At 72.4% G+C, this 22,141-nt stretch carries 22 protein-coding genes; 3 read left to right on the top strand and 19 right to left on the bottom strand.

What is annotated here, in order from left to right; translation table 11 throughout:
• Nucleotides 1-203: 203 nt before the first annotated feature.
• Both IEZ07_RS14030 and IEZ07_RS14025 read right to left on the bottom strand, forming a co-directional pair.
• The gene (locus IEZ07_RS14030) at nt 204-890 is read right to left on the bottom strand and encodes a (2Fe-2S)-binding protein (RefSeq protein ID WP_191895140.1); all 687 of its coding nucleotides are present in this window, start codon (nt 888-890) and stop codon (nt 204-206) included.
• 138 nt (nt 891-1,028) lie between these two features.
• Nucleotides 1,029-1,850: an SAM-dependent methyltransferase gene (locus IEZ07_RS14025; protein WP_239319893.1), complete on the bottom strand. Its 822-nt coding sequence runs from the start codon at nt 1,848-1,850 to the stop codon at nt 1,029-1,031.
• Nucleotides 1,851-1,859: 9 nt separating this feature from the next.
• Between IEZ07_RS14025 and IEZ07_RS14020 the strand changes: the two genes are divergently transcribed.
• Nucleotides 1,860-3,260 (top strand): MFS transporter, encoded by a 1,401-nt coding sequence (locus tag IEZ07_RS14020; RefSeq protein WP_191895139.1) that lies wholly within the window; start codon nt 1,860-1,862, stop codon nt 3,258-3,260.
• Between the two features lie 140 nt (nt 3,261-3,400).
• Here the strand turns inward: IEZ07_RS14020 and IEZ07_RS14015 are convergent, their stop codons facing one another.
• Nucleotides 3,401-4,108 (bottom strand): TetR/AcrR family transcriptional regulator, encoded by a 708-nt coding sequence (locus IEZ07_RS14015; RefSeq protein WP_191895138.1) that lies wholly within the window; start codon nt 4,106-4,108, stop codon nt 3,401-3,403.
• Nucleotides 4,109-4,194: 86 nt separating this feature from the next.
• Here IEZ07_RS14015 and IEZ07_RS14010 point away from each other — a divergent pair, with 86 nt between their 5' ends.
• Nucleotides 4,195-4,983 carry a DUF4386 family protein gene (locus IEZ07_RS14010; RefSeq protein WP_191895137.1) on the top strand — a complete coding sequence of 263 codons (789 nt, stop codon included), beginning with the start codon at nt 4,195-4,197 and terminating at the stop codon, nt 4,981-4,983.
• Between the two features lie 408 nt (nt 4,984-5,391).
• Here the strand turns inward: IEZ07_RS14010 and IEZ07_RS14005 are convergent, their stop codons facing one another.
• The 8 genes from IEZ07_RS14005 to IEZ07_RS13970 form a co-directional block, all read right to left on the bottom strand.
• Nucleotides 5,392-5,559 carry a hypothetical protein gene (locus tag IEZ07_RS14005; protein WP_189236313.1) on the bottom strand — a complete coding sequence of 56 codons (168 nt, stop codon included), beginning with the start codon at nt 5,557-5,559 and terminating at the stop codon, nt 5,392-5,394.
• Between the two features lie 212 nt (nt 5,560-5,771).
• The gene (locus tag IEZ07_RS14000; RefSeq protein WP_191895136.1) at nt 5,772-8,501 is read right to left on the bottom strand and encodes a DEAD/DEAH box helicase; all 2,730 of its coding nucleotides are present in this window, start codon (nt 8,499-8,501) and stop codon (nt 5,772-5,774) included.
• Between the two features lie 204 nt (nt 8,502-8,705).
• Entirely contained in the window at nt 8,706-9,584 is an 879-nt protein-coding gene (locus IEZ07_RS13995; protein ID WP_191895135.1) for a diacylglycerol kinase, read from the bottom strand.
• A gap of 17 nt (nt 9,585-9,601) precedes the next feature.
• A complete protein-coding gene (gene tatC, locus IEZ07_RS13990; RefSeq protein WP_191895134.1) occupies nt 9,602-10,537 on the bottom strand; it encodes a twin-arginine translocase subunit TatC in 936 nt (311 codons plus the stop codon).
• A gap of 54 nt (nt 10,538-10,591) precedes the next feature.
• Nucleotides 10,592-10,915: a Sec-independent protein translocase subunit TatA gene (gene tatA / locus IEZ07_RS13985; protein WP_191895133.1), complete on the bottom strand. Its 324-nt coding sequence runs from the start codon at nt 10,913-10,915 to the stop codon at nt 10,592-10,594.
• A 65-nt stretch (nt 10,916-10,980) separates the two neighbouring features.
• Entirely contained in the window at nt 10,981-11,169 is a 189-nt protein-coding gene (locus IEZ07_RS13980) for a hypothetical protein (protein WP_191895132.1), read from the bottom strand.
• Nucleotides 11,170-11,274: 105 nt separating this feature from the next.
• On the bottom strand, nt 11,275-12,234 hold the full coding sequence (locus tag IEZ07_RS13975; protein ID WP_191895131.1) for a helix-turn-helix transcriptional regulator: 960 nt from the start codon (nt 12,232-12,234) through the stop codon (nt 11,275-11,277).
• A gap of 145 nt (nt 12,235-12,379) precedes the next feature.
• Nucleotides 12,380-13,339, bottom strand: coding sequence for a helix-turn-helix transcriptional regulator (locus tag IEZ07_RS13970; RefSeq protein ID WP_068899415.1), 960 nt, complete (start codon nt 13,337-13,339; stop codon nt 12,380-12,382).
• Between the two features lie 41 nt (nt 13,340-13,380).
• Between IEZ07_RS13970 and IEZ07_RS13965 the strand changes: the two genes are divergently transcribed.
• A complete protein-coding gene (locus IEZ07_RS13965; protein ID WP_191895130.1) occupies nt 13,381-14,448 on the top strand; it encodes a DUF3866 family protein in 1,068 nt (355 codons plus the stop codon).
• Here the strand turns inward: IEZ07_RS13965 and IEZ07_RS13960 are convergent.
• The 8 genes from IEZ07_RS13960 to prcB all read right to left on the bottom strand — a co-directional run bounded on the left by IEZ07_RS13960 (nt 14,394) and on the right by prcB (nt 22,069).
• Nucleotides 14,394-14,924, bottom strand: coding sequence for a DUF3291 domain-containing protein (locus IEZ07_RS13960; protein ID WP_191895129.1), 531 nt, complete (start codon nt 14,922-14,924; stop codon nt 14,394-14,396). The two genes, IEZ07_RS13965 and IEZ07_RS13960, sit on opposite strands and share 55 nt — an antisense overlap.
• 32 nt (nt 14,925-14,956) lie before the next feature.
• Nucleotides 14,957-15,724, bottom strand: a complete 768-nt coding sequence (locus tag IEZ07_RS13955) for a helix-turn-helix transcriptional regulator (protein ID WP_191895128.1) — start codon at nt 15,722-15,724, stop codon at nt 14,957-14,959.
• 155 nt (nt 15,725-15,879) lie between these two features.
• Nucleotides 15,880-16,782: an FKBP-type peptidyl-prolyl cis-trans isomerase gene (locus IEZ07_RS13950; protein ID WP_191895127.1), complete on the bottom strand. Its 903-nt coding sequence runs from the start codon at nt 16,780-16,782 to the stop codon at nt 15,880-15,882.
• A 166-nt stretch (nt 16,783-16,948) separates the two neighbouring features.
• Complete coding sequence (locus tag IEZ07_RS13945) at nt 16,949-17,902, bottom strand: FKBP-type peptidyl-prolyl cis-trans isomerase (RefSeq protein ID WP_191895126.1); 954 nt, start codon at nt 17,900-17,902, stop codon at nt 16,949-16,951.
• Between the two features lie 209 nt (nt 17,903-18,111).
• Nucleotides 18,112-19,470 (bottom strand): Pup--protein ligase, encoded by a 1,359-nt coding sequence (pafA, locus tag IEZ07_RS13940; protein WP_068899405.1) that lies wholly within the window; start codon nt 19,468-19,470, stop codon nt 18,112-18,114.
• Nucleotides 19,471-19,718: 248 nt separating this feature from the next.
• Nucleotides 19,719-20,231, bottom strand: coding sequence for a hypothetical protein (locus IEZ07_RS13935; protein WP_191895125.1), 513 nt, complete (start codon nt 20,229-20,231; stop codon nt 19,719-19,721).
• Nucleotides 20,232-20,365: 134 nt separating this feature from the next.
• Nucleotides 20,366-21,178 carry a proteasome subunit alpha gene (gene prcA / locus IEZ07_RS13930; protein ID WP_191895124.1) on the bottom strand — a complete coding sequence of 271 codons (813 nt, stop codon included), beginning with the start codon at nt 21,176-21,178 and terminating at the stop codon, nt 20,366-20,368.
• A 42-nt stretch (nt 21,179-21,220) separates the two neighbouring features.
• Nucleotides 21,221-22,069, bottom strand: coding sequence for a proteasome subunit beta (prcB, locus tag IEZ07_RS13925; RefSeq protein WP_084008610.1), 849 nt, complete (start codon nt 22,067-22,069; stop codon nt 21,221-21,223).
• Between the last annotated feature and the right edge of the window lie 72 nt (nt 22,070-22,141).

Raw genomic sequence — 22,141 nt, 5'->3', positions numbered from 1 at the left:
GCTGCCTGCCTGGTGGCCGGAATGCACGGGGCCACACCTGCCCGTCATGAAGTGTTCCTCTCACGGAATCCACACAACAGGGGCAGAATCGGTCACCCGGACGTCGGCGACCTGAGCCAGCCGACGGATCTGCTCGTCGTGGTCGAGGGCGGGTACTTTCCGGGAGTTCCGGCAGCAGCAGTCCCGGCACACGGTGATCCTTTTCACGTGTTCCTTCCCCGGGCGGACCGGTGGCCCAGCACACAGTCACCACATGTGCCGCCTCCGGGCACCCGGTAGTAGAGGCAGCAGTTGCGCCGGAGGTAGAACGGTTGCTCGGCGAACGTCCCCTGACCGCGCAGATGTCCCATGGTCAGCAGTTCACGCCCCAGCGCCAGGGCTGCCGCAGTGCGCTGTGGCCGGTGCCGGGTCAGAGCCTGGATGCTCCCGGCGAGTGCCGAGGCGGCGTTTCCCCACAGGATCGCCGGCGCGATCGAGACGACCCGGCCGACCGTATCCGCGAGCGGTTCCAGAAAGCCCGCCACGACCTCCTGGTGTAGCCGGTCGGCACCGTCTCCGCGGACGGGCAGGAAGGGCCATTCCTGCAGCCGCAACGGCAGCGGTCCGTGCGGCACCGGACGCCAGTGGACCCGTGACGGATCGAAGCCTCCGGCGACATCGTGGAGCACCAGCAGGCCGGCGGGCGGGGACACGAACCGCGCGGCCAATCCCTGGAACAGGATGGAGGCCGCCACCCGGCGATCTTCAATGCCGAGCCGTTCAGCGACATCGGCGACGCGGGCGGTGATCAGATCGGCGCTCTGGATCAGCTCGGCGACGGGCCGCCACTCCTGCCCCACGGGCCCCTCATCGAGAGCGAAGTAGCCTCCCAGCGCGGCCAGTTCACGCACGCGCGGGCACGCAGGCACAGACCCCGTCCTCCAGCCGCCAGTCGTCACTGGTGAGCAGGGGGCTCACCCCGAAGCATGGTGATACGGACCGCTACCGCGTCGCGACCCCAGCAGGATCTGGCCGGGTGCGGCGGGTGGTCATCCGCCGACATGCCCGACCGCGCCGAGGAAGTAGTCGCCGATGCCCTGGTAGGGGACCACTGTGCCCGGCTCCGGCCGCCATTCCGGCAGGTTCACCAGGCCGGGCTCGACCAGGGAGACACCGTCGAGCAGACGGGCGATCTCCGTGCCGGTCCGCGCAACGAACGGAGAGGATGATCGCCGGTAGACGTCCGTGACGCCCTCGGCGGCCTCCGGGCGGGCATCGATCGCGACGTGCGACAGGGCCAGGTAGCTGCCGGACGGCAGCGCCTCCCGCAGTTCGGCGACGATGCGCTCCGGCTTCTCCTCGTCGGGGATGAAGTGCAGGATCGCCAGCAGCAGGACCGCGACCGGTCGCCCGAAGTCGATCGCCGCCCGGACCTCGGGGTGCTCCAGGATCTCGCGGGGGCGGCGCACGTCGCCCTCGACGATGGACACGTTCTCGTGCTTACCGAGGATCGCCCGGCCGTGCACCAGGACCGTGGTGTCGTTGTCGACGTAGACGACGCGGGCGTCAGGGGCGACGACCTGGTGGACGTTGTTCTGCGTGGGCAGCCCGGCGCCGATGTCGATGAACTGGCGGATGCCCCGCCGGGTGAGGAAGTCCACGGCGCGGCCGAGGAAGGCGCGGTTGGCCCGGACGCTGTGGCGGATCTCCGGGACGAACGACAGTGCCTTCTCCGCGGCCTCGCGGTCGGCGGGGAAGTTGTCCTTGCCGCCCAGGTAGTAGTCGTACATCCGGGCGGCGTTGGGGACGTGCGTCTGGATGCCGGAAGGCGTCTGGTCGGTCACGGGCCGCTCCACGATCACGGTTTTCACGGAAATACCGTGATCATAGTCACCGAACCTCTGGAGAAGCGGCCGGACGGCTGGCAAGATCACGCCATGGTCGTCTCCCCCTCGCGCCGCCTCATCGGCCTGCGCCTCGCCGACGGCGTCACCCGGGGCAACATGCGGGCCTGCCTGTCCATGGCGTTCGCCTCGACCATGGTGATCTCCTTCCTCCCGGCCGCGCAGCCGTACATCCTGAGCGGAGTCCTCGGCGTTCCCGCCTACGACCAGGGAAAGGCCGTCGGCCTGCTCGGCGTCGCCGCGGAGATCGCGATGATCGCCAGCCTGGCCTGGTACGGGGCTCTCGCCGACCGGTACGGCAGGCGCCCCATCGCGGTGGCGGGTTTCGTCCTGTGCGCGCTCGGCACCGCGCTGTTCCCCTTCGCCGACTCCACCGCCGTGCTCGTCGCGCTCCGGGTCGTCTTCGCCCTCGGTGTCGCCGCCCTCAACGGGATGCTCTCCACGATCGCCGCCGACTACGTCCGCGACGGCTCCCGCGGCCGGTCCTACGGGTTCGTGGGGCTGTTCAGCGGGCTCGGCGCCATGGTGGCGGTGCTCGCCCTGGTGCGGCTGCCCCAGATCCTGGAGAGCCGCGGCACCGCCCCGGTCACCGCCGCCCGCCTGTCGTTCCTGGCCATCGCCGCGGCCGTGCTGGCGGTCGGCGCGCTGATGTGGTTCACCCTGTCGAGGACGCGGGTCGCCCCCGCCGCCGAGCGGGTCCCGCTGGCCCGGCTGATCGCCGAAGGCGTCGCCCTCGCCCGCGACCCCGGCATCGCCCTGTCGTACGCCGCGGCGTTCGTCGCCCGCGCCGACCTGGCCGTGGTCGCCGGATTCATGTCCCTGTGGGTGACCGAGCACGCTCTCGCCGAGGGCGGCCTGTCCGGCGCCGAGGCGCTTGCCCGCGCCGGGGCCGTGGTCGGCGTCGCCCAGACCGTGGCCATGCTCGGCGCCCCCCTCGTCGGCTGGCTCGGCGACCGGATGCGCCGCCAGGACGTGGTGATCCTCGCCCAGGCCCTCGCCGCCGTCGCCTACCTGTCCACCTTGCTGGTCACGGACCCGCTCGGCTCCGGAATGATGGTCGTCGCCGTGCTCATCGGCCTGGGCGAGATCGCCGTGATCACCACCGCGGGGCCGCTCCTGGCCCAGCAGGCACCCGCCGCCGTGCGCGGCTCGGCCTACGGTCTGCAGACCCTCTGCGGAGCGGTCGGCATCCTGGTCGTCTCCGGTCTCGGCGGCTACCTCTACGACGCGTGGCGTCCCGCCGCGCCGTTCGTGGTCGCGGGCGTGGCCGGGCTGCTGGTCGTCGCCTTCGGCCTGCTGGTACGGCGCCGCGTCACACCCCTCGGGGAACCGCCCGCCCCGCGACAGGCTCCCGCCATCCGCCCGGCACAGCCGTGATCGAGGCGGCGCCTTCCAGCGTGCCGTGTACGGAGGATCCTTCGCCCTCCGGGAACACCTGCATCGGCGGATTCGTCGACCGTTGTCCGACCGACGGCGCCCTGTCCGCCTGCCCGCGGGTCGACCGGGTCGACGGCGGGTCAGCGTCCGGCGGGGCCGGGGCGGATGAGCCCGTCAAGGACCCGGTCCAGCCCCCAGCGGAACTGGCCGGTGCCGATGTAGGCGGCGATCGTGTCGGCGCCGGCGGCCGTGCGGGGGTACCGGTCGGCCGGCAGGGCGGCGAACCCGGCTCGCCGGGCGGCGATTCGCTCCGCCTCCGGGGGGGCCGGCCGGGCCGGGTCCAGCTCGGCCGCCTCCAGTGCGATCGCGCCCAGAATGTACACGATGAGGACATAGCCCGCATGGATCGCGACGTCGTCATCGAGCCCGGCCTCGGCGAGCAGGGCGAACAGGCGCTCGCCCAATAGCAGCGCCTGCGGGCCGTCCATCGGCGCCCCGAGCAGCAACGCGGCGGCGCCGGGGTGGGCGAGCAGCCGGGTGCGCAGGCCGAGCGCGAGCTCGTGTACGCGCTCCCGCCAGGGGCGCCCGACGTCGGCCAGCGCCTCGGCGTCGTGCTCGCCGATCAGCCGGTCGACCAGCGTGCGCAGCACCGCCGCCTTGTCGGGGAAGTAGGTGTACAGGGCGTTGGGCGCCACGCCCAGCTCGGCCGCGATGCCCCGGATCGAGACGGCCTCGGCCCCCCGCTCGTCCAGCAGCCGCAGCGCCGCCGCCACGATCACCTCCTCGGAGAGGATGCGCCGAGGCCCCGGCCGGCGCCGGGTCGCCGGTGCCCGCTGATCGGATTCCATGTCACCTCCCATTGACGGAGCCACTGTACGTTGTGCAAAGTCTGTACAGTGTACAAATTGTACGCCGTACAGATCTGGAGGCCCGCATGAACTCCACCACCCGTGCCCCCGCGACGGTCAGCCGCACGCCCCACACCCGCACGGCGATCCTGCTCATCGTCGGGGCGGTCGTGGTCAACACCGCGTTCGCCCTGCTCGGGACGGCGTTCGACTACCCGGACGTGCTCCAGTACCCGGTCGAGGAGGTGCTGCGCCGCTTCCACGCCGACCGGGCGCGGATCACCGGGTTGTTCCTCCTGCTGGCGACGGGCGCTGCGCTGCTCGCCCCGATCGCGGTGCGGGCCGCCCGGCTGGCCGGCGCGGGCCTACTGCCCCGAACCTCCGCCGCGGTCGGGGTGGCCGCCGCCGCGGTGCAGGTGGTGGGGCTGCTGCGCTGGCCGCTGCTGGTGCCGCCCCTGGCCGTCACCTTGGCCGACCCCGGTGCCACCGCCGCCGACCGGGCGGCGGCGGTCGACCGTTTCCACACCCTGCACACCGTGCTCGGCCAGATCGTGGGTGAGGCGTTCGGGTACCTGCTCACCGCCGCTTGGACGGTGCTGATCGTGGTGGCGCTGCGCCGCGGCGGCGCCGGGCATCCCGTGCCCCACCGCTTCGTCCTCGGCCGGTTCTCGGCGGGACTGGCACTGCTCTCCGTCCCGCCGATCCTCGCCGGACTGCTGGTGCCCCTCGGAGCGCCTGGCGCCGATCTGGCGAACTTCATCGGATACGTGGCCTGGAGCCTGTGGCTGGTGGTGTTCGGGGCCGGCCTGCTGCGCGACTCCAGGCGGCAGGCCCGGATGGTTACCGACCGTGGAGACTGTGGCCACATCGCATGAGAACTCGCCGCTTCTCTCGCCAGATCACTGAGAATTCGTCAGGTCAGCCGAGAGGCCGCATCCGGCACGATCGCACACATCCTCGACCGGCCCGAGGACGCCGGGGAGCCGCCATCAGATCTAGCGAGGGGACTGCCGGGTTCACCCGGCAGGGGAATCGCTTCCCTGTCACAGTTTTTCTGCTTGAAACGGACAGGGCTTGTCCGTCGCCCACCTCGGCAGAGGAAAGCGAGAAGCCGCCCCCTTCAGGGAGCGGAGGAGTCACGACCGCGTGTTCCCTGTCCCGCGGCCGGTCCCGCCCGCCGCCGGAATCCCCCGGGCAACCTCCTGAACCGAAGGACGGCCGAGGCCGCGCCCGGGGGCACGGGCGCGGCCTCGGAGCCGCGGGAGCGGCGCTGCGGGCGCTGACTACCTCTTCAGGCTCCAGCCCGCGCCGACGCCCATCAGGTGCAGCGCGACGCACAGGAGTCCGGCGGTGCCGAGCGTGGTGACGGTGACGACGCTGCCGACGGCGACACCGGCGATCTCGAAGATGAGGGCGAGCAGGAACAGCAGTGCGGCGGCGAGGGCGAACATCCCTACCTCCTGGGGGGCGGGCCAACAGGTTCCTGTATGGGGATCTCCGGTGGGATCCCTCTGAAAACGGACCCCGAGGTTACGTTGCGCGCACCGGCCGTCACAAGGTATTGACCGGGCGGTCAGCCAACCGGCGGGTGGGTGCCGATCGGCCCGCGCGAGGCGGACAGGAGGCCGAAGGCCGGCGGACACCCCTCGGACGGGGACACCGGTCAGCCGACGGAGGAGTACGCCACCACACCGCGCCGGAGCGCGTCCATCGCCTTGCCCGCACTCTTCCTGACCTTGCTGTCCCGGGGCGCCGCGTCGGAGACCTGGCCGAGCAGGTCCAGCAGCTGCTTGGTCCAGCGCACGAAGTCGCCCGCGGCCAGCTCCGAGCCGTTGATCCCGTCGCCGAGCACCGCGTCCAGGGTGTGCCCCTTGGCCCAGCGGAAGGCCGCCCAGGCGAAGCCGAAGTCGGGCTCGCGGATGAACGCCAGGCCGTGGTCGCTCTCGATCGCCTCCAGGTCGCCCCAGAGCCGGATCATCTCCGCCATCGCCTGCTGCGCGCCGCCCGCAGGGATGCGGGGCTGGCGGGCCTCGTCGGCCTGCCGGGACTCGAACACCAGCGACGACACGCACGCGGCCAGCTCGGCCGGGTCGAGCTCGTCCCAGATCCCGGCCCGCAGGCACTCGGCGGTGAGCAGGTCCAGCTCGGTGTAGAGCTGGGCCAGGCGGCGGCCCTCGGCGGTGACGTCCTCCCCGTCGAGGTAGCCGAGCCGGTCGAGCACCCCGCAGACCCGGTCGAAGGTGCGGGCGATGACGTGCGAGCGGCCCTCGACCCGGCGGCGCAGGCCCTCGGTCTCGCGCAGCAGCTTGTGGTAGCGCTCGGCCCAGCGGGCGTGGTCCTCCCGCTCGTCGCAGCCGTGGCAGGGGTGCTGCCGGATCTCCCGCCGCAGGCGGAGGATCTCCTCGTCCTCACCGGCGTGGTCGCGGGCCCGGTCGGGCCTGCCCAGGTCGAGGTGGCCGATCTTGGCGTGCATGGAGGAGACGAGGTTGGCGCGCTCCTTCGGGGAGCGGGCGTTGAAGTTCTTCGGGATGCGCAGGTGCTCGACCGGCTCCACCGGGACCGGGAAGTCGGCCGCCGACAACTTCTTGACCTGCTTGCCGATGGTCAGCACCAGCGGGGACGGCCCCTCGCCCCGGGAGTTGAGGCCCGGGTCCAGCACGACGGCCAGGCCAGCGCGGCGGCCGCCCGGCACCCGGATGATGTCGCCGGGCCGCAGCGCCTCCAGCGAGCGCACCGCCTGCAGGCGGCGGGCGGCGCCGCGCTGGCGCGACAGTTCCGACTCGCGGTCCGACAGCGCCCTGCGCATCGCGGCGTACTCGGTGAAGTCGCCCAGGTGGCAGGTCATCGCCTCGCGGTAGCCCGCCAGCGCCTCCTCGTGGCGGCGCAGCTGCTTGGCGATGCCGACCACCGCGCGGTCCGCCTGGAACTGCGCGAAGGAGGACTCCAGCAGCGACCGAGCGCGCTCCCTGCCGACCTGGCCGACGAGGTTGACCGCCATGTTGTAGGAGGGCCGGAAGCTGGAGCGCAGCGGGTAGGTGCGGGTGCTGGCCAGCCCGGCGACGTGCAGCGGGTCCGTGCCCGGCTGCCAGTGGACCACCGCGTGGCCCTCCACGTCGATGCCACGCCGTCCGGCCCGCCCGGTCAGCTGGGTGTACTCCCCCGGGGTGAGGTCGGCGTGGGTCTCGCCGTTCCACTTGTCGAGCTTCTCGATCACCACGGAGCGGGCGGGCATGTTGATGCCCAGCGCGAGGGTCTCGGTGGCGAACACCGCCTTGACCAGGTTGCGGGTGAACAGCTCCTCCACGACCTCCTTGAAGGTGGGGAGCATGCCCGCGTGGTGGGCGGCCAGGCCGCGCTCCAGGCAGTCGCGCCACTCCAGGAAGCCGAGCACGGCCAGGTCCTCGTCGGGCAGGTGCGCGGTGCGCTCGTCGACGATCTGCCGGATCTCGTGGCGCTCGGCCTCGGTGGTGAGCCGGAGTCCGGCGAACACGCACTGCTGGACCGCGGCGTCGCAGCCGGCCCGGGAGAAGATGAAGGTGATCGCGGGCAGCAGGCCCTCGGCGTCGAGCCGCTCGATGGCCTCCGCCCGGTTGGGCGGTCCCGGTCTGCGCGGACGGGAGTAGCCGCGGCGACCCCTGCCGTACGCCTGGCGCTCCTCGTCGCGGGACAGGCGCAGCAGGTCGGGGTTGACCAGCGGCCGCCCGCCGTTCTCCTCGGTGACGAACAGGTCGTAGATGCGGTGGCCGACGAGCATGTGCTGCCAGAGCGGGACCGGGCGGTGCTCGTCGACGATGACGGAGGTGTCGCCGCGGACGGTGCCCATCCACTCGCCGAACTCCTCGGCGTTGCTGACCGTGGCCGACAGGGCGACCAGCCGCACCGACTCGGGCAGGTGGATGATCACCTCTTCCCAGACGGCGCCGCGGAACCGGTCGGCCAGGTAGTGCACCTCGTCCATGACCACGAAGCCGAGCCCGGTCAGGGTGTTGGACCCGGCGTAGAGCATGTTGCGCAGCACCTCGGTCGTCATGATGACGATCGGAGCCTCGCCGTTGACGCTGTTGTCGCCGGTGAGCAGGCCGACCTTGGCGGCGCCGTACCGCTTGACCAGGTCGTTGTACTTCTGGTTGGACAGGGCCTTGATCGGGGTGGTGTAGAAGCACTTGCGGCCCTGCGCCAGGGCCAGGTGGACGGCGAACTCGCCCACCACGGTCTTGCCTGATCCGGTGGGAGCGGCCACGAGGACTCCGTCGCCCGCCTCCAGCGCGCGGCAGGCGTCCAGCTGGAACTCGTCCAGCTCGAAGTCGTACAGACCGCGGAACGAGGTCAGGGCCGGTCCGCTCTCGATCTGGCTCTGACGGAAGGCGGCGTAGCGTTCCGCAGGGGTCGTCATAATCTTCAGCCTACCGATATCGCAATTCCGGTCCGCCCTCCGCCGGGTACGGCCTGCGCCCCGGCCGCCGGGCCTGCCCCGGCGCCGACCGCACCCGCCTCACCGCGCCGGCCGGGCCCTCATTGTCCCGGCCGCACCCGCCCTACGCCTCGATCCGGGGGCTCGGTCAGCGCCCACATCCTCATTGCCCCGGCCGCACCCGCCCTACGGCACCAGCACGCGCAGCGCGCCGGGGACGGCCTCGCAGACGAGAGGAACCGGGCCGATCCGCTCGCCGTCGGCGTAGGCGACCACCCCGGGGGCCTCCAGCGCCACCCGGCGGGCCCGCCTGATCGTGACGGCGGGATGGTCGACGTGGGTGCCCCGGTAGACGCTGGGGAAGGCGCGCAGGAACCTGCTCTTGGGCACGGCGCCGAGGATCGTCACGTCCAGCAGGCCGTCGTCGGGGAGCGCGCCGGGGCAGACCTTCATCCCGGCGCCGTAGGAGCGGGTGTTGCCGACCGCGACCAGCATGGCCTCGACCTCGACGACCTCTCCGTCCAGCTCGATCCTGAACGGGATGGGCGTGAAGTCGCGCAGCTCCTCCACCAGCGCGACGAGGTACTTCGCCATGCCGGGCGGCCAGGTGAGCCGGTTGGCCCGCTCGTTGACGCGGGAGTCGAAGCCGCAGCAGAGCACGCCTGCGAACCAGTCGTCCTCGCCGATCCTGACGGCGTCGACCGTGCGGACCCGGCCGCCGAGCACGACATCGGCGGCGGCGAGCGTGTCCTTGGCGGGCAGACCGAGGGCGGCGGCGATGTCGTTGCCGGTCCCGGCGGGGATGACGCCCAGCGGCACGTCGGTCCCGGCCACCGCCTGCACGGCGAGGTGGACCAGGCCGTCCCCGCCGAAGGCCACCAGCGCGTCCGGGCCCTCGGTCACGGCGGTGCACGCGCGCTCCAGCGCGTCCTCGGCGGAGTCGCCGAGGATCACCGAGACCTCCGCGCCGGTCCGCCGGAGGCGGTCCAGGACGGGTGCGAGCAGGCCGCGCGAGCGGCCGCCACGGGCGGCGGGATTGACGAGTACGGCGATCTCTCCGGGCACGAACCGGAACTTATCGCCTATTTGGCGGAATCAGTATCGGTCGTTCTCGAATCGAGAGCAGAATCGTCGTCCCCGAGCGGGACGGCCCTCTCCACCGGGGAGTCTTCGGCGGCGAGCGGCGACGCCTCGTCGTCGGACAGGTGCGAGAAGTCGTCCCCGCCCGCGGCCCTGCGCTCCCGCAGGAACATGACCCCCTCGGCGAGGGCGAACAGGATCACCATCGGCAGTGCCAGCGCGATCATCGTGAACGGGTCGCCGCCCGGGGTGGCGATCGCCCCGAAGACGAACATCAGGAAGATGACCATGCGGCGGTGCTTGGCCACCGTGGCCCGCGGCAGCACGCCGATGACGTTGAGGAAGACCATCAGCAGCGGCAGCTCGAAGGAGACGCCGAAGACGATGAGGAGCACCAGGGCGTAGCCGAGGTACTCGTCGAGGGTGATGGTCGGGATCGCGTTCTCCGGCGCGAAGCCGAGCAGGATGGCCAGGCCGGTGTCCATCACGAAGTAGGCCAGGGCCGCGCCTGCGAGGAAGAGCGGGACCGCCATCCCCAGGAAGGCCAGCGAGTAGCGCTTCTCGTTGCGGTACAGGCCCGGCGTCACGAAGGCCCAGATCTGGTAGAGCCAGATCGGGGACGTGACGACCAGCCCGAACATCGCGGCGACCTTGAGGTTCACGAAGAAGGACTCGAAGACGCCGAGGACGAGGAAGGTGCACTCCCCGCGCAGCTGATGCGACTGCTGGAGGCTGCAGTAGGGCGCGGAGACGAAGTTCCAGACCGGGTCGAACAAGACGAACCCGAGGATGATGCCGGCGACCAGCCCCAGCAGCGCGACGACCAGGCGGTTGCGCAGCTCGCGCAGGTGCTCCATGAGCGGCATGCGCCCGTCCGCCGCCTCCTCGGACGGCACGGACCCGTTACGGCCCGGCTTGGGCCACTTCAGCAGTGCCATTCGCGAATCCCGGTCCGAGGAGTGAGGTGTTCAGGAAGGAGGACGGCGTGCAGCCTACTGCTGCTTGGGAGCCACCGACTGGGCGCGCAGCCGGGCCGCCTGCTCCTCCAGGGCGCGGGCCTGCTCCTCGGCCGTCGGCGCGGCGGCCGGAGCCGGCGTGGCGATCTGCTGCGGGGCCGGGGCGACGGGCTGCGCCTGCACCACCGTGGCGGTCGGCGCGGCGGCCTCGTCGTCCTCGCGGAGCTTGGAGGTCTCCGCCTTGAAAATGCGCAGCGACCGGCCGAGCCCGCGAGCGGCCTCGGGGAGCTTCTTGGCACCGAACAGCAGCACCAGGATCAACCCGATGATGATCAGCTCAGTGGGTCCCAGGTTGGGCATGACACATCCTTAAGCCGAGCGACGTGCAGTCTCTGTGCCGATCGTACGCTGCCCGGGGCGCAGACTCATCCCTCCGCGCCCCGGTCCTCGTCCGGCCGTCCGCCGGAGAAGTCCCGGACGGCCTCCAGCCGCTGCCGCGTCCGGTCCACCTCCCGGCCCAGCTCACGGGTGGCGAGCAGCACCCGGGCCCCCATCAGGCCCAGGACCGCCACTCCCGCGAAGCCCAGTCCGACCGCGGCGAGGATCCAGCTCATGTCACCGGATCCTAACCGCCTGTCCGCCGTACGTCCGCCACCGATTCAGGAGACCGACCCCTGACCGCCTGCCCGCCGTACGTCCGCCGCCTGTCCGCCACCGGTTCAGCGGACCGACTCGTAGCGCGCCAGCGCCGCCGTGGCCGCGGCCCGCACGCTCTCGGCCAGCGAGGCCGGGGAGACGACCCGGCCGGTGCCGCCCAGGCGCAGCGCCAGCCGGAGCAGCCAGCTCTGGTCGCGGGCCCGCAGGGCCACCCGCAGGCGGCCCTCGCCGAGTTCCTCGACGCTCTCGCACGGGTAGTACTCGGCCACCCAGCGGCCCGCCGCGGTCAGCTCCAGCTCCACCAGCTCGTCGGTGGGCGAGGGGCGGAACACTCCGGGCGTCACCTCGTCGGGCACCGCGTCGGCGGGCGGGTCGGCGGCCACGTCCAGCAGGTCCACGTCGAGCATGCGGTCCAGCCGGAACAGGCGCACCGCCTCGGCCCGGTAGCACCAGCCCGACAGGTAGGAGCGGCCGTCCACCACGACCAGCCGCATCGGGTCGACCTCACGCGGGGTGATCTCGTCGCGGCCCGGCACGTAGTAGCGGAGCGAGAGCCGCCTGCGGCGGCGCAGCGCCTCGTTGACGGCCGGCAGCGCGTCGGGCGTGGCGTCCACCTCGACGGCGACCTGGCTGCTGACCGCGGCGGCGCCCTCCCCCGCGGCCTGCTCGAACTTGGCGATGACCCGGGCCAGCGCGTCGCGCTCGCCGAACTCCGGCACCTCGGCGAGCATGCGCAGCGCCACCAGCAGCGCGCTGGCCTCGTCCACGCCCAGGCGGAGCGGGCGGGCGATGGTCTCGGCGTTGTCGATGACGATCTCACCGCCGTCCCAGGAGACGTCGATCAGGTCGCCGGGGGTGTGGCCGGGCAGCCCGCACATCCACACCAGCTGCAGGTCGTCGATGAGCTGCTTCTCGGTCAGCCCGAAGACCTTCGCGACCTCGGGCACCTCCGCCCCGGGGTGGGACATCAGGTAGGGCACGAGGGCCAGCAGCCTCGGCAACCGGTCGGCCGTCCCGCTCACTGGTGCACCATCCCCTCGTCGGTGGCCGGAAGAGCCCCGGCGCACCCGGGGCACCGCCGGGTCGCCTCTCCCCGCTCGCCGTACGGGCGGCCCGCGGGGGCCGCCCCGCTCACCGTTCCCGCCGTACCGGGTCCAGTCCGGACGATCATGCCAGCGCTCCCTTCAGGCGGCAGATGACGGCCTCGCGGGCGTCGGGCGGCCCGACCACCTCGGCGTCGGCGGCGAACCCGGCGACCCAGCCGGCCAGCCGCTCGGGGTCGGTGAAGTCGACCTCCAGCTCGTCCCAGCCCTCGCCGGCGGGCCGTACGGCCTTCGCCACCTGGCGCAGGCCCTGGCAGGCGCCCTCGCGGGCCCGGATGACCGCGGTGCGCGGGGTCAGGGGCCCGTCGTCGCGGTAGCCCACCATCGACTTGATGTCGACGCCCTCGGGGACCGTCACGGTGCCGGGGCGGCCGGCCGGGACCACCGGCCCGGTGATCCGGCTGAGCCGGAAGACCCGGGGGGCGTCGCGGTCGCGGTCGTGGCCGACGACGTACCACCGGCCGCGGCGGCTGACCACGCCCCACGGCTCGACGGTCCGGGTCAGCACGCTCTCCCCGGCCGCGACGCGGTAGGGGAAGCGGACCGGGCGCCGGTCGCGCACGGCCTCCCACAGTGCCGGGAAGGCCGGGTCGCTGGTGTCGACCCGCAGCTCCAGCGCGCCGCCGAGCATGCCGCCGGTCTCGTCGGTCTCCACTCCCCCGGCGCGCAGTTTCAGCAGCGCCCCGCTGGCCGCCTCGGCCAGGCTGGCCCGCTGCCACACCCGGGCCGCCAGGCCCACGACGGCGGCCTCGTCGGGCTCCAGGGTGATCTCGGGCAGCTCGTAGGCCTGCCGGACGATCCGGTAGCCCGGATCCTCCTCCCAGGGGTCCTTCTGGACCTCGATCGGGATGCCGATCTCGCGCAGTTCGTTCTTGTCGCGCTCGAACATCCGCTGGAAGGCCTCGTCGTTGGCCGAGTCGTAGCCGGGCACGGCCTGGCGGATGTGCTCGGCGCTCAGCGGCCGCCGCGTGGCGAGCAGGCAGATCACGAGGTTCAGCAGCCGCTCGGTCTTCCGGCGTGACATCCGGCCTCCCTCCCTGTTCAAATGACGCTACCCTTCCCCGCGTGATCAGATGGCGCAGGGGCGAGGTCGTACGGATCCGGCGCGAGTGGCCGGGGGCGGTGGAGCTGGACGTCGCCACCGAGGAGGGCCAGGCGCGCGCACTCGCCTATCCCGCCCTCGTGGGACGCCCCGAGCCCGGCGACGCGGTCCTGCTCAACACGACCGCGCTCGCGATGGGTCTCGGTACGGGAGGTTACGCCATGGTGGTGGCGCTTCCCGACCGTTTGCCGGAAGATCCACACGGACCGGGACATCTGGTGAAGGCACGCTACACCCCGCTGCAGGCCACCGTGCCCGGCGCCGACGAGCAGGGCTCCCCGCACCACGAGGTCCTGCGCGAGGCCGACTCCCTGGACGGGATGCCGGTGGTCGTCGCCGACCTGCACTCGGCCCTCCCGGCGATTCTGTGCGGCCTGTACGGCTCCCGCCCCGGCGTCCGGGTCGTCTACGTGATGCTCGACGGGGGCGCGCTGCCGGCCTGGTTCTCCATGTCGTGCGCGCGGCTGCGGGAGGTCGGCTGGCTGTGCGGGACGGTGACCACGGGCCAGTCCTTCGGCGGGGACGTGGAGGCGGTGACGGTGCACACCGGCCTGCTGGCGGCCCGGCACGTCCTGTCGGCCGACGTCGCGGTCGTCACCCAGGGGCCGGGCAACCTGGGCGGCGGGACCCGGTGGGGCTTCTCCGGCGTCTCGGCCGGGGAGGCGGTCAACGCCGCCGCGGTGCTGTCGGGCCGCCCGGTCGCGGCGCTGCGGGTCAGCGAGGGCGACCCCCGCGAGCGGCACCTCGGCCTCTCGCACCACTCGCTGACCGCCTACGGGCGGGTCGCCCTGGCCCCCGCCCGGGTGGCGCTGCCCGAGCTGCCGGGCGGGTTCGGCGCCCGGGTGGCCGAGCAGGCCCGGCCGCTGGGCGAGCGGCACGAGCTGGTGCCCGTGCCCGTGGACGGGCTGCACGAGGCGCTGGAGGCGTCGCCGGTGCGGCTGTCCACCATGGGGCGGGGGCTGGAGGAGGACCGGGCCTACTTCCTGGCCTCGGCCGCCGCGGGCAGGCTGGCGGCCTCGCTGCTGCCGTAGGAGCCCGCGCCGCCGGGGCCCGCGCCGTCACCGGCCGCCCCACCGTCGTGGAAGTCCCTGAACGTGAAGGCCCGCGGGCCGGGCCCCTCGCGCCGGAGCAGTTCCAGCCGCTCCATCCCCTCCGCCAGCGAGGGGATGTGCCCTTCGGGGATCCACCACATCACCGAGTACGGCTCCGCCATGCTCAGGAACCACTCCCGGCGCCGCTGCAGCACCGGCAGGTGGGCGCTGCGGTAGACGAAGTTCCACAGCGCCTCGCGCGACTCCCAGACCGAGAAGTTGATCACCAGGTCGTCGCCGTAGTCGTGCTGGACCGTGGCCTGCGGGTCGTCCTCGCTCTCCTTGAGCCGCCAGACGAAGCCGGGGGACTCGTCGGAGACCTTGTTGACCGGTTCGAGGAGCGCGACGAAGTCAGCGATCTCGGGCGAGTCCAAGGGGGCGCGGAGGCGGGCGACGTTCAACTGTGCCAGATGCATGACCTCAGCAGACCATCCCCGCGCCTTCTATGTCAATTATCATTATCTATAGAGAAGCTCACGCAGCACTCCCTCGGCCGCGGGTCCGACCGGGCCCGCCCGGGGTCGCGGCCGAGTCCCTCCAGCAGTCCCCGGCACAGGGCCAGGTTCATCGAGCAGACCAGCAGCGGGTGCTCCTCGGCCAGGACGTGGAACGGGCAGTTGCGCAGCCGCAGGCGGCCGTCCTCCTCGTAGGGCTCGTAACCGCGCCGCCGCAGCAGGTCATCGAGATCACCGGAGTCTCCGGGCACTCCGGCCGCGTCCGGCCCTCCGGCCGCCCCCTCCCGGCCGCGCGACGGGTCCTGACCGCCCGGTCCACCCGATCCGCCCGGCCCGCCCGGCCCGCCCGGCCCCGGCTCGCCCCGTCCGCCCGCGAGCCTGCGCCCCGCCCGCCGGGCGGCCTCCTCGGCCCGCTCGTCCCCGCCGAGCAGGTCGACCGCCTCGGCCAGCACCAGGGCGAGCGTGCGGTAGTCGCGGGACGGGACGCTCACCTGCCACTCACCCGGCGCCCGGCGGTAGACCTTGGCCGGCCGGCCGCTCCCCGGCCCGGTCCGCTCCCCCAGCCGTTTGAACCCGGACTCCAGCAACCCGGCCTCGACCAGCTTGTCCAGGTGGAACGCGGCGAGCGTGCGCTGCACCCCCGCCGCCTCGGCCGCCTCGTTGCGCCCCACCTCGCGCCCCTGGGCGACCACGTACTCGTAGACCGCCCGCCGTACGGGATCGTTCAGGACCGCCACCGCGCTCAGATCGTCGCCGTTCACGGCCGGAGTCTAGTCCGCCCGGCCACCGCCCCATCGTCCCGCTCGCCCGGACCGGCCGGTGCCACGGCAGGGCCGCGGCAGGCGGCGGTGCGCGGGCCCCGTCCGGCGGTCCGCCGGACCGCCCGTCGGAGGTCCACCGCAGTCCACCGGGCGCCTCAGTAGGCGGCGAGCACGTCCACGACGAAGACGAGGGTGTCGGAGGGCTTGACCAGGGGCGGCAGCCCCTGCCGGTAGCCGAGGGCCGGGGGCACGACCATCGCGACGCGGCTGCCGACCGGAACGCCGGTCAGGGCGCGGTCCCAGCCGGGGATGACGGCGCCCTTGCCGATCCGGAAGGCCTTGGGCCGCCCGGTCCGCCAGGTGGAGTCCAGCACGGCGTCCGACCCCCAGACCCTGCCCTCGTACTGGACGACGAGGAGCCGTCCCGCCTGGGTCCTCGCCCCCCTGCCCCGGACGAGCACCTCGGTCTCCAGGCCGGCGGGGGGACGGCCGTCCGGCAGGGTGAGAGCCGGCCGCTCCCCGGGACCGCCGGTGATCTTCACTCCGGCGAGCTCCCCCGGGCCGCCGGACCCCTGCGCGGCGGCGCCCGCCGGGAACGCGCCGAGCACGTCGATCACGTAGAACAGCGTCTCCCCGGCGCTCATCCCGCCGGGCGGATTGGGCCCGTAGCCCTCCTCCGGCGGGATCACCGCGACGACGCGGCTGCCGACCCGGTGGCCCTGGAGCGCCTTGCCCACCCCGGTGACCGCCCCGTTCAGCGGGAAGGAGGCGGGCGCCCCCTGGTCGAAGCTGGAGGCCAGCAGGCGGTTGTCCCGGCCGTCCCACACGTGCGCGGTGTAGTGGGCGACGACGAGGTCGCCCGGCTCCACCACGGCTCCGGTCCCGGCCATCTGCTCGCGAACCCGCAGGTCCTCGGAAGGACCGCCGACGGGGAAGCCGATCTCCGGCTCGGCGCCGAAGTCGCCGCCGACCGCGATGTCCGGGCCCGCCTGCCCGCCCGCGGTGCAGCCGCAGGCCAGCGCGAGCGAGAGCACGACGAGCAGGGCCCGAGGACGCATCCGGCTCCCCCTGGATCGGTGGATGCGCCCACCCTAACCCGCTATTGGGGGAGATGTCAGTAACATGCGGCAGGCCCGGCCGCGCGCGTGCGCGACCGGGCCTGCCCCTGCCCGGCCGGTCGCGACGCCCGCCCGGGGGGAGCGTCGCGACCGGCCGGACCGGTGCCTAGTAGGCGCCGACGATGTCCACCAGGAAGACCATGGTGTCGGTGCCCTTGATGCTCGGGGCGCGACCCTCGGGACCGTAGCCGAGGTCCGGCGGGATGGTGACCAGCACGCGGCTGCCGACGGTCTGGCCGACCAGCGTCTGGTCCCAGCCCTTGACGACCTGGCCGACGCCGATCGGGAAGGTCGCCGGCTCGCCCCGGCCCCAGCTGCTGTCGAACTCCTTGTCGGTGCCCCAGATCTTGCCGATGTAGTGGGCCATGAGCTTCTGGCCGGACTTCACCTCGGGGCCGGTGCCCTTGATGACGACCTTGGAGATCAGCTCCTTGGGCGCCTTCTCACCGGTCTTCGTGGTCAGCTTGGGCGTCTTGCCGGGGCCCGGGTTCTCGACCTTGACGCCCTTGACGCCGGGGTCAGTGGCCTTGCCGTCCACGGTGACGGGCTTCGGCGCCGGCGGCTCCAGGCCCACCATGTCCAGCACCAGCACCTGGGTCACCTCGGCCTGGCCCTGCTGCTTGGCCTGCTCCAGCTGCTGCGGGGACAGGCTGTCGGGGGCCACCACGGCGACGTGGCGGCCGCCGGGCTTGGCCCCGACGAACGCCTCCTTCAGGACCGACGGCAACTGGTCGCTGACCGGGATGGTCTCCGGGGAGCCCGTGTCGTAGGTGGACATGGCCGCGGCGTTGGTCTTGCCGTCCCACGTGTAGACCGTGTAGTTGACGATGACGTTGTCGCCGACCTTGAACTCCGTGCCGGAGCCGTCCTTGACCGTCTCCTCGACGGACTTCTTCGCGGGCGCGCCCGTCGGAAAGGTCACCGTCGGCTTCTTGCCGACGTCGCCCGTCACCTTGATGCCGCTGCCGGCGGCGGGCTTGGTGCCGCTCTGATCGGTGCCGCAGGCTGCGGCGAACAACAGAGGCACTGCGGCCAGTACGGCCAGGCTGCGGCGGCGCATTCGATATCCCTCAAGCAGACGTCAGGTTCGCGCCACACTATCCGACCGCCGCATACGGCAGGGATAAGCGGTGAAACGTTCATCCTCGCGAACACGCGCCGCCCGACCACGACGGACCGCCCGCCGGGTGCCCGTCGCGGGCGGCGGACCGCCCGGCCGCTCCTGCCGTCCCCGGGCGGGCGGCGGACCGCCCACCGCCCGGGCCGCCGTCACATGCCCGCGATCAGCTTGTCCACCCGCTCGTCCACGCTGCGGAACGGGTCCTTGCACAGCACGGTCCGCTGCGCCTGGTCGTTGAGCTTCAGGTGCACCCAGTCGACGGTGAAGTCGCGCCGCTTCTCCTGCGCCCGCCGGATGAACTCGCCGCGCAGCTTCGCCCGGGTGGTCTGCGGCGGCACCGACTTGGCCTCGAAGATCTTCAGGTCGGAGGCCACCCGCTCCACCGCCCCGCGCTTCTGCAGCAGGTAGAACAGCCCCCGGCGGCGGTGCACGTCGTGGTAGGCCAGGTCGAGCTGGGCGACCCTCGGACTGGAGAGCGGCAGGTCGTACTTGGCGCGGTAGCGCTCGATCAGCTGGTATTTGGTCACCCAGTCGATCTCCCGCGCGACCAGGTCCAGGTTGCCCGTCTCGACGGCGTTGAGCGTGCGCTCCCACAGCTCCAGCACCCGGTGGCTGATCTCGTCGCCGCCGCGCCGGTCGACGAAGTCGCGGGCCTTGGCCAGGTATTCCTGCTGGATCTCCAGCGAGGACGCCTCCCGGCCGTTGGCCAGGCGCACCCGCCGGCGGCCGGTCATGTCGTGGGACACCTCGCGGATGGCCCGGATCGGGTTCTCCAGCGACAGGTCGCGCATCACCGTGCCCGCCTCGATCATGCGCAGCACCAGGTCGGTCGCGCCGACCTTGAGCAGCATGGTCGTCTCGCTCATGTTCGAGTCGCCGACGATGACGTGCAGGCGGCGGAAGCGCTCGGCGTCGGCGTGCGGCTCGTCGCGGGTGTTGATGATCGGCCGCGACCGGGTGGTCGCCGAGGACACGCCCTCCCAGATGTGCTCGGCCCGCTGGGAGACGCAGTAGACCGCGCCGCGCGGCGTCTGCAGCACCTTGCCGGCGCCGCAGATGATCTGCCGGGTGACCAGGAAGGGGATCAGCACGTCGGCCAGGCGGCCGAACTCGCCGTGCCGTCCGACCAGGTAGTTCTCGTGGCAGCCGTAGGAGTTGCCGGCCGAGTCGGTGTTGTTCTTGAACAGGTAGATGTCTCCGGCGATGCCCTCCTCCCGGAGCCGCTTCTCGGCGTCCAGGAGCAGGCCCTCGAGGATGCGCTCGCCCGCCTTGTCGTGCGTCACCAGCTCGATGACGTTGTCGCACTCGGGGGTGGCGTATTCCGGGTGGCTGCCGACGTCCAGGTAGAGGCGCGCGCCGTTGCGGAGGAAGACGTTGCTCGACCGGCCCCACGAGACGACCCGGCGGAAGAGGTAGCGGGCGACCTCGTCGGGTGACAGCCGCCGCTGCCCCCGAAACGTGCAGGTGACACCGTATTCGTTCTCAAGCCCGAAGATGCGGCGGTCCATCGTTCTCCTAGCGAGGGGACTGTCGGGTTCACCCGGCAGGGGGGTCACTTCCCTGTTATGGTCCTTGTGTTCGAAACGGTCAGGGCTTGGCCGTCGCCTACCTCGGCAGAGGGAAGCGAGAAGCCGCTCCGGCAAGGAGCGGAGGAGTCGCTTCCTCACACTATTCGCCAGGTACCTCGAGCGGGAAGGATCCGTCGGGGTTTTCGGTCGGGGGGCTTATGCCCCCCGGCCCGGGGGCGTAAGCGGACTCAGGGCGTGTAGATTTCCTGGAACTTGACGATCTTGCCCTTGTAGACGGTGATGAGTCCGGGCATCCTGCTCTTCTTGGCGTTGGCCAGCAGCGCCTTGCGGGAGCAGCGCTTGACGCCCAGGCCGGTCTTCGGGCTCACGGTCGTGCCGGCCCTGGCCTTGCCGCAGCCGAAGGCGCTCAGATAGACGACGTCCCCGGCGACCGGTGAGGCGTAGGCGGTGACGTCGCCCTCCGGCGGGCCCACGAAGTAGCCCTCGGCGTACTTGGCCCGCTTCCACTTGATCGGTTCGTACTCGACGTGCCGGGAGCCGACGTAGGTGATCCAGCCGCGCAGGACGCCGTCCCTGCGGGGGCTGATGCGCTTGGTGAAGTCGTGGCCGGGGTCGCGCTGGAACGAGGCGCCGAAGATCTTGGGGTTCGGGAAGTCCGGAACCGCCGCCGCCTCCGCCGCGGTCGTTCCGGCCAGGGCGAGGGCGAACACCGCGGAGGCCGCTGCAAGAGATCGCTTCATGTCCGTTACGACGGCGCCTCCCGGTGATCGGTTGGGCGAGGGGCCGGTGATCCGCGTCACACCCCAGGCGAGGGGTACGGCGGGCCCGCCGTACCCCTCGTCTGGAACCCGCCGTATCCCCCGGCCGAGAGAGGTCAGCCGCCGGAGCCGGTGTCGATGTCGCCCTCGGGGCCGGTCGCCGGACCGGCGCCGCTCTCCGGAGCCGAGACGGCCCCGGGCGCGGACTCCGACTCCGCGGGCGGCGCCTGCGCGGCACGCCCCGCCGCGGCCTCGGCGAGCAGCGTCTCGAGCCGGGAGCCGACGAGCCGCTGGAACTTGCGGTGCTCGCGGTTGCGGTCGAGCACCGCCACCTCCAGCTGCCCCACCGGCGGACGCTCGCCGCCCGGCTCGGTCAGCGCGGCCAGCGCCGCCTCCAGCGCCTGCGCCAGCGTCATGCCCTCCCGGTAGTGCTCCTTGAGCCGGGTGGTCACCGCCTCCGCCTGGCCGCCCATCACGGCCATGCCGTGCTCGTCGAAGACCGAGCCGTCGAAGGTCAGCCGGTAGATCGCGTCGGTCTCCGGGGTGTCGCCGACCTCGGCGACCACCACCTCCACCTCGAACGACTTGATCGACTCGGTGAAGATCTGCCCGAGGTTCTGCGCGTACAGGTTGGCCAGCCCGCGCGCGGTCACGTCCGAGCGGTCGTAGGTGTAGCCGTTGATGTCGGCGTAGCGGATGCCGCCCAGCCGCAGCGCCTCGAACTCGTTGTAGCGGCCGACCGCGGCGAACCCGATCCGGTCGTAGATCTCGCTGATCTTGTGCAGTGCCCGGGAGGGGTTGGGGGCGACGAACAGGATGCCGTGCTCGTACTGGAGCACGACCACACTGCGGCCGCGCGCGATGCCCTTGCGCGCGTAGTCCGCCTTGTCCCGCATGATCTGCTCAGGGGACGCATATCCAAAGGGCATGGACACCGTGGTGCTCTTCCTCTCGTGTCAGCGCGGCTCGTGTCAGCGCAGCGGGGCGACGGGACCGTCGGGGTTGGTCATGCGGCCGGCCACGGTCGCCTGGACGTACTCGGCGACCTCGTCGTCGGGCAGCCTGCGGAACCCGTCGGCGGTGATCGTGGCGACCACCGGCCAGATCCTGCGGGTCACGTCGGGCCCGCCGGTCGCCGAGTCGTCGTCGGCCGCGTCGTAGAGCGACTGGATGAGCGCCATCACGGTGTCCTCGGGAGAGGCCCCCTCCCGGTAGAGCTTCTTCAGCGAGCCCCGCGCGAAGATCGAGCCGGAGCCGATCGCGTGGTGGTGGAACTGCTCGTACGGCCCGCCGCCCACGTCGTAGCTGAAGATCCGGCCGCCGTCGATGTCGGGGTCGTAGGCCGCGAACAGCGGCACCACCACCAGGCCCTGCATCGCCATCGCCAGGTTGCCCCGGATCATCGTGGCGAGCCGGTTGGCCTTGCCCGCCACCGAGAGCGTCCGGCCCTCCATCTTCTCGTAGTGCTCCAGCTCCACCCGGTAGAGGCGGGCCATCTCGATGCCGGTGCTCGCCGCCCCGGCGATGCCCATGCACGAGTGGTCGTCGGTCCGGAAGACCTTCTCGATCTCCCGCTGGGCGATGATGTTGCCGGAGGTGGCCCGGCGGTCCCCGGCCATCACCACGCCTCCGGCGCAGGTGGCCGCGACGATCGTGGTCGCGTGCGCGATCTGGTCGCCGACCGGCGCCGCCAGGTTGTCGTTGCGGCCGGGCAGCAGCTCCGGCGCGTAGGACCCGACGAACTCGGTGAACGAGGAGTTGCCGGTGTTCGTGAAGATGTGGTTCACCATGCCGGCGGGCAGGTCCCTGTGCGATGCCACGCGACTCCCTCCAAGACTTCCGTACATGTTCGAGCGACGCCGGAGGGCAAGGCCGACAGCCCTACCGGTGTG

The sequence above is a fragment of the Planomonospora parontospora genome (assembly GCA_014647935.1).
GTDB lineage: Bacteria > Actinomycetota > Actinomycetes > Streptosporangiales > Streptosporangiaceae > Planomonospora > Planomonospora parontospora.
This window is presented reverse-complemented; position numbering and strand designations above follow the sequence as displayed.

Excerpts from the sequence above, each read along its gene's own strand:
- IEZ07_RS13980 (WP_191895132.1), bottom strand. The coding sequence starts at position 11,169 with ATGAGCTGGATCCTCGCCGCGGTCGGACTGGGCTTCGCGGGAGTGGCG.
- tatC (WP_191895134.1), bottom strand. The coding sequence starts at position 10,537 with ATGGCACTGCTGAAGTGGCCCAAGCCGGGCCGTAACGGGTCCGTGCCG.
- IEZ07_RS13960 (WP_191895129.1), bottom strand. The coding sequence starts at position 14,924 with ATGCATCTGGCACAGTTGAACGTCGCCCGCCTCCGCGCCCCCTTGGAC.
- IEZ07_RS13950 (WP_191895127.1), bottom strand. The coding sequence starts at position 16,782 with ATGCGTCCTCGGGCCCTGCTCGTCGTGCTCTCGCTCGCGCTGGCCTGC.
- IEZ07_RS14005 (WP_189236313.1), bottom strand. The coding sequence starts at position 5,559 with ATGTTCGCCCTCGCCGCCGCACTGCTGTTCCTGCTCGCCCTCATCTTC.
- IEZ07_RS14015 (WP_191895138.1), bottom strand. The coding sequence starts at position 4,108 with ATGGAATCCGATCAGCGGGCACCGGCGACCCGGCGCCGGCCGGGGCCT.
- IEZ07_RS14000 (WP_191895136.1), bottom strand. The coding sequence starts at position 8,501 with ATGACGACCCCTGCGGAACGCTACGCCGCCTTCCGTCAGAGCCAGATC.
- tatA (WP_191895133.1), bottom strand. The coding sequence starts at position 10,915 with ATGCCCAACCTGGGACCCACTGAGCTGATCATCATCGGGTTGATCCTG.
- IEZ07_RS14010 (WP_191895137.1), top strand. The coding sequence starts at position 4,195 with ATGAACTCCACCACCCGTGCCCCCGCGACGGTCAGCCGCACGCCCCAC.
- IEZ07_RS13970 (WP_068899415.1), bottom strand. The coding sequence starts at position 13,339 with ATGTCACGCCGGAAGACCGAGCGGCTGCTGAACCTCGTGATCTGCCTG.
- IEZ07_RS13935 (WP_191895125.1), bottom strand. The coding sequence starts at position 20,231 with ATGAAGCGATCTCTTGCAGCGGCCTCCGCGGTGTTCGCCCTCGCCCTG.
- prcA (WP_191895124.1), bottom strand. The coding sequence starts at position 21,178 with ATGCCCTTTGGATATGCGTCCCCTGAGCAGATCATGCGGGACAAGGCG.
- IEZ07_RS13945 (WP_191895126.1), bottom strand. The coding sequence starts at position 17,902 with ATGCGCCGCCGCAGCCTGGCCGTACTGGCCGCAGTGCCTCTGTTGTTC.
- pafA (WP_068899405.1), bottom strand. The coding sequence starts at position 19,470 with ATGGACCGCCGCATCTTCGGGCTTGAGAACGAATACGGTGTCACCTGC.